The sequence below is a fragment of the Burkholderia sp. E168m23 genome, assembly GCF_016586125.1.
Taxonomy (GTDB): Bacteria; Pseudomonadota; Gammaproteobacteria; order Burkholderiales; family Burkholderiaceae; genus Burkholderia; species Burkholderia orbicola.
This window is the reverse complement of the sequence record NZ_BCPP01000172.1, coordinates 1-9,246: the sequence shown is the minus strand read 5'-3', so window position 1 is coordinate 9,246 and position 9,246 is coordinate 1. Positions and strand designations below refer to the sequence as shown.

Sequence of the window (9,246 nt, the reverse complement as noted above, 5' to 3'; positions counted from 1 at the left end):
ACGCGGCCGGCACGCGGTCGGCCGCGCGTCGTTCGATCACCGCGAGCACGGCCGCGATTTCGTCGGGCAAGAGGCGCGCGTCCATGAACGGCTCGAGCGTGTCGAGCGGCAGGTCGAGCGTGTGCAGCACGAGGTAGGCCGCTTCGTCGTACGCGTTGTCGGAACCGTGACCGAACGCGAGCTTCGCTTTCGAGAAGCGCGTGACCGCGTAGCGCAGCAGGTCGCGGACTGTGGCAAAAGGTGTCGTCATGCGAGGCTCCGTCAGGCGATCAGTTGTTCGAGCACGCGTCGGTACACGTTCTTCAGCGGGTCGACGAAGCGCACTTCGATGTGCTCGTCGATCTTGTGGATGCTGCCGTTCGGCGGGCCGAACTCGATCACCTGCGGGCAGATGCGCGCAATGAAGCGGCCGTCCGACGTGCCGCCCGTCGTCGACAGCTCGGTCGTGATACCGGTCTCGGTGCGGATCGCGTGTTCCAGCGCGCCCGACAGTTCACCGCGCGGCGTGAGGAACGGCAGGCCGCTCACCGACCACTTCAGCGTGTATTCGAGGCCGTGCTTGTCGAGGATCGCGTGCACGCGGGCCTGCAGGCCTTCGACGGTGCTCGCGGTCGAGAAGCGGAAGTTGAACAGCAGGTCGGCGTGGCCCGGGATCACGTTGGTCGCGCCGGTGCCAGCGTGCAGGTTCGACACCTGCCAGGTGGTCGGCGGGAAGTATTCGTTGCCGGCGTCCCATTGCTCGGCGGCGAGCTCGGCGAGCGCCGGCGCGAGCAGGTGGATCGGGTTCTTCGCGAGGTGCGGATAGGCAATGTGGCCTTGCACGCCCTTGATGACCAGTTCGCCGGACATCGACCCGCGGCGGCCGTTCTTGACGACGTCGCCGAGCTCGGCGGTCGACGTCGGCTCGCCGACGATGCAGTAGTCGAGCCGCTCGCCGCGTTCCTGCAGCAGCTCGACGACCTTCACGGTGCCGTCGGTGGCCGGGCCTTCCTCGTCGCTCGTGATCAGGAACGCGATCGCGCCGCGGTGGTCCGGATGCGCCGCGACGAATTCCTCGGAGGCGACGACGAACGCCGCGAGCGACGTCTTCATGTCGGCCGCGCCGCGGCCGTACAGCTTGCCGTCGCGATGGGCGGGGACGAACGGCGGCGAGGTCCACTGTTCGAGCGGGCCGGTCGGCACGACGTCGGTATGGCCCGCGAACGCGAGCAGCTTGCCGTCGCGGCCGTCGGTGCCGCGCTTGACGGCCCACAGGTTGGTCACGCCGTGCGACGCGATGGTCTCGCATTCGAAGCCGAGCGCGGCGAGGCGCTCGGTCATGATCTGCTGGCAGTGCTGGTCGTCGGGCGTCACGGACGCGCGGGCGATCAGCTGTTCGGTAAGGGCTAGGGTGGCGGACATGGTTCGGACCACTTTCGATAAAAAATGCCGGCGCGGTGGCCGGCAGCGACAGGGCGTCGGGCGGCGCCCGTGGGCGCAGCGCGGGCGACCCTATGCGGCAAACAACGCCGCGTATTGATCGGCCACGAAGCCGAGCGATTTCACGCGGCCGTTGACGACGAGCACGGGGCGCTTGATGACCGACGGCTTGTGGATCATCAGCGCGACCGCGCCGGTCTTCGTTTCGGCAGCCGCCTTCATCGCGTCGTCGAGGCCGCGCCACGTGGTGCCGCGCTTGTTCACGAGCGCGTCGAGCGACACGTCCTTCAGCCAGTCTTCGATCAGCGGCGCGCTGACGCCGAGCTTCTTGAAATCGTGGAACTCGAATTCGACGCCGTGATCGTCGAGCCACACGCGGGCCTTCTTCACGGTGTCGCAGTTCGGAATGCCGTAGACGACCACGGTGTGCGGCTTTGCCATCAGTCGCCTCGCAGCAGCTCGTTCAGGCCGACCTTCGCACGCGTCTTCGCGTCGACCTTCTTGACGATCACCGCGCAGTACAGGCTGTGCGAACCGTCCTTCGACGGCAGGTTGCCGGCGACGACGACCGAGCCGGCCGGGATGCGGCCGTAGCTGACTTCGCCCGTCTCGCGATCGTAGATCTTCGTGCTCTGGCCGAGGTACACGCCCATCGAGATCACCGAGTTTTCCTCGACGATCACGCCTTCGACGACTTCCGAGCGCGCGCCGATGAAGCAGTTGTCTTCGATGATGACCGGATTCGCCTGCAGCGGCTCGAGCACGCCGCCGATACCGACGCCGCCCGACAGGTGCACGTTCTTGCCGATCTGCGCGCACGAACCGACCGTGGCCCACGTGTCGACCATCGTGCCTTCGTCGACGTACGCGCCGATGTTGGTGTACGACGGCATCAGCACGACGTTCTTCGCGATGAACGAGCCGCGGCGCGCGATGGCCGGCGGGACGACGCGGAAGCCGCCCGCGGCGAAGTCTTCGGCCGTGTAGTTCGCGAACTTCGACGGCACCTTGTCGTAGAACTGCGAGTAGCCGCCGGCCGGCATCGGCGCGTTGTCCTCCAGGCGGAACGACAGCAGCACGGCCTTCTTCAGCCACTGGTGGACCGTCCAGTTGCCGTCGATTTTCTCGGCGACGCGCAGTGCACCCTTGTCGAGTTGCTCGATCGCGTGAGCGACGGCTTCGCGGACGTCCGCGGGCGCGGCCTTCGGCGACAGCTCGGCGCGGTTTTCCCAGGCGGTATCGATGATTTGCTGAAGTTGTTGCGACATGTTCGTTTTCGCAGGAGATGGATGGAATTGATCGGGATGGACGTCTTACCGCGCGAGAGCGCGGCAGAAATCGACGATGCGTTGCGCGCCCTCGACGCATTCGGGGTGCCCGCGACGAGCGCGATCCGGATGAAATCGCGGCCCGGGTTCGTGCCGTGCGCATCGCGCGCCAGGTACGAGCCGGGCAGAACCGTCACATTATAGTCGGCGTACAGGCGGCGGGCGAACTCGGTGTCCGACAGGCCGGTGCGCGACACGTTGGCCCACAGGTAGAACGCGGCGTCGGGCAGCTTCACGTCGATCACGTCGGCGAGCATCGGCGTGACCGTGTTGAACTTCTGCAGGTACAGCGCGCGGTTCTCGCGCACGTGCGCCTCGTCGTTCCATGCGGCGATGCTCGCGTGCTGCCAGACCGGCGACAGCGCGGCGCCGTGGTACGTGCGGTACAGCAGGAATTTCTTGAGCAGCGCGGCGTCGCCGGCGACGAAGCCCGAGCGCATGCCCGGCACGTTCGAGCGCTTCGACAGGCTCGACAGCATCACGAGCCGCTCGAAGCCGCGGCCGAGGCGGTGCGCGGCCTCGAGGCCGCCGAGCGGCGGCGCCGCTTCGTCGAAATAGATCTCGGAATAGCACTCGTCGGACGCGATCACGAAACCGTGACGGTCCGACAGCGCGAACAGCTCGCGCCAGTCGTCGAGCGTCAGCACGGCGCCCGTCGGGTTGCCGGGCGAGCACACGTACAGCAGCTGCGTGCGCGCCCACACGTCGTCGGGCACGGCCGCGTAGTCGCACGCGAAGTTGCGGGCCGGGTCGCTGTTCGCGAAATAGGGTTCGGCACCGGCGAGCAGCGCCGCGCCTTCGTAAATTTGATAGAAAGGATTCGGACAGAGTACGATCGCCTTCTTGCCGTCCGCGGACGGCCGTGCATCGATCACCGTCTGCGCGAGCGAGAACAGCGCTTCGCGCGAGCCCGACACCGGCAGCACCTGCGTGGCCGGATCGATTGCCGGCAGCCCGTAGCGGCGCTCGAGCCAGTGCGCGATCGACGTGCGCAGCGCGTCCGAGCCGGCCGTGGCCGGGTACGACGCGAGCCCGTCGAGCGCGGCCACCACGGCGTCGCGGATCAGCGCCGGCGTCGCGTGTTTGGGCTCGCCGATGCCGAAGCTGATCGGTTTGAGGTCGCCGGAAGGCGTCACGTCCTTGAACAGGGCGCGCAGCTTTTCGAAGGGATAGGGCTGGAGCGAGTCGAGTCGAGGGTTCACGGGCGAAGCGGCCATCGCGGCCGGTTGGAGCGAAAGAAGCGGCGGGCGCGCCGCGCGGCTGCGAACGGGCGCCGGGGCGCGCGGCTCGCAACGGACGATTATAGCGTGACGCAATGCGGTCACGGCCTGCCGGAGCGGCGGCCGGGCCGGTCGAATAAAGGGTATCGAACCAATTGACGTCCTCGTCCGCCTAAAGGCGGCGGATTCCCACACCTGGCGATGCACGTCCGCATCGGAGAATGTTCAGCGCAGCGTTGATATCACGATCATGTTCGACACCACAGTCACTGCAGGTCCATTCTCTTATTCTCAGTCCCGCGATACCTTTCGGCCGCGTCGTGCGGTCTTTCGATCCGCACGACGAACAGGACTGGGTCGAACCGCTTTCGTCCACTTCCTCGAACGTGGCCCCGTGCGCGATCGCTTTGTAGCGGAGCTTGTTCCGGAAGGAGGACCAGGACGCGTCGTAGACGCTTTTCGCCATCCTGGTTCTGGCAAATTTCGCGGCCGACACGTTGCCGACCGCGATGTAATCGAAACGCCGCACCAGATCGAGCGCGAGCTTGTGCTGGAAATCGGCACGCGCATTCGCGACCTTGGCATGCAGCTTCGCGATATGTCGCTTGTGCTTGCGCGCCCGTTGCGCTTTCGCCAGCTTTTCCGCCGCTCGTCGACCGAACTGGTCATTGGGCAGCTTCTCGCCGGTCGAAAGTGTGGCGAAGTCTTTCAGGCCGAGATCGATGCCGACACCGGAACGGATCGGGCGGGCCTGCACATCCGGCATCTCGATCACGATGTTGAGAAACCAGTTGCCGCGCGCATCCTGCGCAAAGTTGGTGCCGTCCTTGATCTTGCCTTCGGGAAGCGGTCGACTGTTGAACACGCGGAAGGTGTTGCCGGCGAAACGGAACGCGTCGCCCTCGCGCTTCAGGTCTCGGCCCTTCAGCGGCACCCAGCCCAGCGATTTTCTGCCGCGATAGCGCAGGTACGGGCGACGGTGCTGGCTGCGCGACTTCGCGTATTGCTCGCACGTCGCGTTGATCGTGCCGGAGTGGATGCCGAGCGCCTTGCTGCTGCCAGTCGTGAGCACATTCAAGTCGAAACCGGTCGGCCACTTCTTGTTCCACTTCAGCGCGTGCTTCTGCGTGTCGTTGCAGAAGTTCCAGACGTAGTTCACCGCGCGGCTCTGCTTGTTAAGCAGTCCGTTGAGCGACTTCACCCGGTAGCGGTAGACAAGGATCATGCCGGTGATCCTAACCCGTGGAAGAAGCTGCCTGTCAACAGCCTGCCTTTCCTTCCCGCCATCAATGGCGGGGTTTCTCGGAGCAAATTCTGATGAACAACGCGGTACGCGGCAGCCTGCCGACGCTGGCCATCCTGATCGGCGCGTCGGTATGGGGCCTGATCTGGTATCCGCTGCGGATTCTCGCGTCGCTCGGCGTGACGGGCACGCTGGCCAGCGCGCTGACGAGCCTCGTCGCCTTCCTGTTCGTGATCGTCGCGCGGCACCGCACGATCGCGACGCTGCGCTGGCACTGGGTGCTGCCGGGCATCGCGGTGACGGCCGGCGTGACGAACCTCGGGTTCGTATGGGGCACGATCCACGGCGAGGTGCTGCGCGTGATGCTGCTGTTCTACCTGACGCCGGCCTGGACCGCGATCTACGCGCACTTCCTGCTGCGCGAGCGGCTGACCTGGGCCGGCGCGGGGCTCGCGGCGCTGTCGATCGGCGGCGCGATGCTGATGCTGTGGTCGCCGGCGCTCGGCTTGCCGCTGCCGGCCAACCCGGCCGAATGGGCCGGTCTCGCGGCCGGGCTGAGCTTCGCGATGAGCAACGTGCTGGTGATCAAGGCGAGCCGCGAGCTGCCCGACATGCGCGCCGAAATGCGCACCGCGACGCTGTTCGGCGGCGCGGCCATGTTCGGCGCGATCGCGTCGCTGTTCGAAGGGCTGCCGGCCGCGCCGGCGAGCGGCCAACTGGGCGTGGCCGCGCTGATCATCGCGGCGATCGGCGTGACGATGGCGTCGAACAACCTGCTCGTGCAGTACGGTCTCGCGCGCGTGCCGGCGAACCGCGCGTCGATCATCATGCTGTTCGAGATCGTGATCACCGCGCTGTCGGCGTGGGTGTTCGCGAACGAGCTGCCGAGCGCGCGCGAGTGGGCGGGCGGCGCGTGCATCGTGCTCGCGGCGTTGCTGTCGAGCCGGGTCCATCGTGCCGCGCCGGCACCGGACAAACCCGGCGACGGTCGGGACGGCACACGCGCGATGGTATGATGGAAGCCGTTTGCGGGGCCCAACGCTGGATGCGCGCGGCCCCGTTTTTGAATTCCGGGGCGCGTGGCGCGCAGGGGCTCTCCGGCCCCGCGCCGTGCGGCCCCGTCCGTTTCACACCTTCTTCACATCCGATACCGCCGTGCGTCTGAGCTCGATCAAACTCGCTGGCTTCAAATCCTTCGTCGATCCCACGCATTTCCAGGTTCCGGGCCAGCTTGTCGGCGTGGTCGGCCCGAACGGATGCGGCAAGTCCAACATCATCGATGCCGTGCGCTGGGTGCTCGGCGAGTCGCGTGCCTCCGAGCTGCGCGGCGAATCGATGCAGGACGTGATCTTCAACGGTTCGACCGCCCGCAAGCCCGGCAGCCGGGCCAGCGTCGAACTGATCTTCGACAACTCCGACGGCCGCGCGGCCGGGCAGTGGGGCCAGTACGGCGAAATCGCCGTGAAGCGCGTGCTGACGCGCGACGGCACGTCGAGCTACTACATCAACAACCTGCCGGCGCGCCGCCGCGACATCCAGGACATCTTCCTCGGCACCGGCCTCGGGCCGCGTGCATACGCGATCATCGGGCAGGGCATGATCGCGCGGATCATCGAGGCGAAGCCGGAAGAGCTGCGCGTGTTCCTCGAGGAAGCCGCCGGCGTGTCGAAGTACAAGGAACGCCGCCGCGAAACCGAGAACCGCCTGCACGACACGCGCGAGAACCTGACGCGCGTCGAGGACATCGTGCGCGAACTCGGCGCGAACCTCGAAAAGCTCGAGGCGCAGGCGGTGGTCGCGACCAAGTACAAGGAACTCGTCGCCGACGGCGAGGAGAAGCAGCGCCTGTTGTGGCTGCTGCGCAAGAACGAGGCCGCCGGCGAGCAGCAGAAGCAGCAGCGCGCGATCGAGCAGGCGCAGATCGACCTCGAGGCGCAGACGGCGAAACTGCGCGAAGTCGAGGCGCAGCTCGAGACGCTGCGGGTCGCGCACTATTCGGCGAGCGACGCGATGCAGGGCGCGCAGGGTGCGCTCTACGAGGCGAACGCCGAGGTGAGCCGCCTCGAAGCCGAGATCAAGTTCATCGTCGAATCGCGCAATCGCGTGCAGGCGCAGATCGCCGCGCTGAACGCGCAGCGCGAGCAGTGGCGCGCGCAGGCCGAGAAGTCGCAGGACGAGCTCGAGGAAGCCGAAGAGGCGCGCGCGATGGCCGACGAGAAGGCCGCGCTCGCCGAGGACAACGCGGCCGCGAAGCACGACGCGCTGCCGGCGCTCGAAGCGAAGTGGCGCGACGCGCAGGCGCAGCTCAACGACGAGCGCGCGCGGATCGCGCAGACGGAGCAGTCGCTGAAGCTCGAGGCCGCGCACCAGCGCAACGCCGATCAGCAGCTCCAGCAGCTTCAGCAGCGCCACGAGCGCCTGAAGAGCGAAGCGGGCGGGCTCGACGCGCCGGACGAAACGCAGCTCGAAGAGCTGCGCATGCAGCTGGCCGAGCAGGAAGAGATTCTCGCTGAAGCGCAGGCGCGCCTCGCCGACGCGCAGGAAACGGTGCCGCGCCTCGACGGCGAGCGCCGCGCCGCGCAGGAGCGCGTGCAGGCCGAAGCCGCGCAGATCCACCAGCTCGAAGCACGCCTCGCCGCACTGAAGCAGTTGCAGGAAAACGTGCAGACCGAAGGCAAGATCCAGCCGTGGCTCGACAAGCACGAGCTCGGCGCGCTGCCGCGTCTGTGGAAGAAGCTGCACGTCGAGGCCGGCTGGGAAGCTGCGCTCGAGGCCGTGCTGCGCGAGCGTCTCGCCGCGGTCGAAGTATCGAATCTCGACTGGGTGAAGGCATTCGCGACCGATGCGCCGCCCGCGAAGCTCGCGTTCTACGCGCCGCCCGCGGCCGGTGAGCCGCCCGCCGCGGTGGCCGGGCTGCGGCCGGTGCTGTCGCTCGTGCGCATCGACGACGCGGGCATCCGCGCGGTGCTGAACGACTGGCTCGGCAACGTGTACGTGGCCGACGACGTCGCGCAGGCGCTCGCGACGCGCGCGCAGTTGCCGGCAGGCGGCGCGTTCGTCGTCAAGGCCGGCCATATCGTCACGCGCGTCGGCGTGCAGCTGTATGCGGCCGATTCGGAGCAGGCCGGGATGCTGGCCCGCCAGCAGGAAATCGAAAACCTGGCGCGCCAGGTGCGCGCGCAGGCGCTGCTCGCCGACGAGGCGCGCACGGCTGCCGTGCGGGCGGAAGCGGCGCACACGCAGGCCACGCAGGCGCTCGGCGACGTGCGCGCGCAGGCCGAACGCGCGACGCAACGCGTGCATGCGCTGCAGATGGACGTGCTCAAGCTCGCCCAGGCGCACGAACGCTATACGCAGCGCAGCACGCAGATCCGCGAGGAACTCGAGGAAATCGGCGCGCAGATCGAGGAGCAGCGTGCATTGCGCGCGGAGTCGGAAGCGAATTTCGAGCGCTTCGACGGCGAGCTCGCCGAACTGCAGGCGCGCTTCGAGGACAACCAGCTCGCGTTCGAGTCGCTCGACGAATCGCTGACGCAGGCGCGTCAGGAAGCGCGCGACCTGGAGCGCGGCGCGAACGACGCGCGCTTCGCCGCCCGCAACGCGGTGACCCGGATCGACGAGCTCAAGCGCACGATCCAGGTCGCGCACGAGCAGAGCGAGCGCGTCGCCGCGTCGCTGGAAGACGCCCGCGCCGAACTCGAGACGATCAACGAGCAGACCGCGCACACGGGCCTGCAGGACGCGCTCGAAATTCGCGCGGCGAAGGAAGAAGCGCTGCAGGCCGCGCGGATCGAGCTCGACGACCTGACCGCGAAGCTGCGCGCGTCGGACGAGCAGCGGCTCGTCGCCGAGCGTTCGCTGCAGCCGCTGCGCGACCGCATCACCGAACTGCAGCTGAAGGAGCAGGCCGCGCGCCTGGCCGTCGAGCAGTTCGCCGAGCAGCTCGCAGCCGCCGAGGTCGACGAAACCGCGCTGGCCGCGAAGCTCGTATAACTTCGTATAATGTATGCTATACGAAGTTATTACGACAGCGCTT

At 67.6% G+C, this 9,246-nt stretch carries 5 protein-coding genes and 3 pseudogenes; 2 read left to right on the top strand and 6 right to left on the bottom strand.

Annotated features, from left to right (window positions below):
* From JMF90_RS11695 to JMF90_RS11670, 6 genes and pseudogenes are all read right to left on the bottom strand, one after another.
* Positions 1 to 250 (bottom strand): annotated as a pseudogene (locus JMF90_RS11695) (50S ribosomal protein L3 N(5)-glutamine methyltransferase); the annotation flags it as partial.
* Positions 251 to 261: 11 nt separating this feature from the next.
* Positions 262 to 1,401 carry a succinyl-diaminopimelate desuccinylase gene (dapE, locus tag JMF90_RS11690; RefSeq protein ID WP_077179868.1) on the bottom strand — a complete coding sequence of 380 codons (1,140 nt, stop codon included), beginning with the start codon at positions 1,399 to 1,401 and terminating at the stop codon, positions 262 to 264.
* Between the two features lie 90 nt (positions 1,402 to 1,491).
* A complete protein-coding gene (locus JMF90_RS11685) occupies positions 1,492 to 1,860 on the bottom strand; it encodes an ArsC family reductase (protein ID WP_006478478.1) in 369 nt (122 codons plus the stop codon).
* Positions 1,860 to 2,687: a 2,3,4,5-tetrahydropyridine-2,6-dicarboxylate N-succinyltransferase gene (gene dapD / locus JMF90_RS11680; RefSeq protein ID WP_006478479.1), complete on the bottom strand. Its 828-nt coding sequence runs from the start codon at positions 2,685 to 2,687 to the stop codon at positions 1,860 to 1,862. Before dapD ends, JMF90_RS11685 begins: the two co-directional genes overlap by 1 nt.
* Positions 2,688 to 2,732: 45 nt before the next feature.
* Positions 2,733 to 3,964: pseudogene (dapC, locus tag JMF90_RS11675) on the bottom strand (succinyldiaminopimelate transaminase).
* A 175-nt stretch (positions 3,965 to 4,139) separates the two neighbouring features.
* The gene (locus tag JMF90_RS11670) at positions 4,140 to 5,192 is read right to left on the bottom strand and encodes an RNA-guided endonuclease TnpB family protein (protein WP_011549533.1); all 1,053 of its coding nucleotides are present in this window, start codon (positions 5,190 to 5,192) and stop codon (positions 4,140 to 4,142) included.
* A gap of 92 nt (positions 5,193 to 5,284) precedes the next feature.
* Here JMF90_RS11670 and JMF90_RS11665 point away from each other — a divergent pair, with 92 nt between their 5' ends.
* Both JMF90_RS11665 and smc read left to right on the top strand, forming a co-directional pair.
* Complete coding sequence (locus JMF90_RS11665; RefSeq protein WP_201316978.1) at positions 5,285 to 6,226, top strand: DMT family transporter; 942 nt, start codon at positions 5,285 to 5,287, stop codon at positions 6,224 to 6,226.
* A gap of 139 nt (positions 6,227 to 6,365) precedes the next feature.
* Positions 6,366 to 9,200, top strand: a pseudogene (gene smc, locus JMF90_RS11660) (chromosome segregation protein SMC); the annotation flags it as partial.
* Positions 9,201 to 9,246: the final 46 nt, after the last annotated feature.

Excerpts from the sequence above, each read along its gene's own strand:
- dapE (WP_077179868.1), bottom strand. The coding sequence starts at position 1,401 with ATGTCCGCCACCCTAGCCCTTACCGAACAGCTGATCGCCCGCGCGTCC.
- JMF90_RS11685 (WP_006478478.1), bottom strand. The coding sequence starts at position 1,860 with ATGGCAAAGCCGCACACCGTGGTCGTCTACGGCATTCCGAACTGCGAC.
- dapD (WP_006478479.1), bottom strand. The coding sequence starts at position 2,687 with ATGTCGCAACAACTTCAGCAAATCATCGATACCGCCTGGGAAAACCGC.
- JMF90_RS11670 (WP_011549533.1), bottom strand. The coding sequence starts at position 5,192 with ATGATCCTTGTCTACCGCTACCGGGTGAAGTCGCTCAACGGACTGCTT.
- JMF90_RS11665 (WP_201316978.1), top strand. The coding sequence starts at position 5,285 with ATGAACAACGCGGTACGCGGCAGCCTGCCGACGCTGGCCATCCTGATC.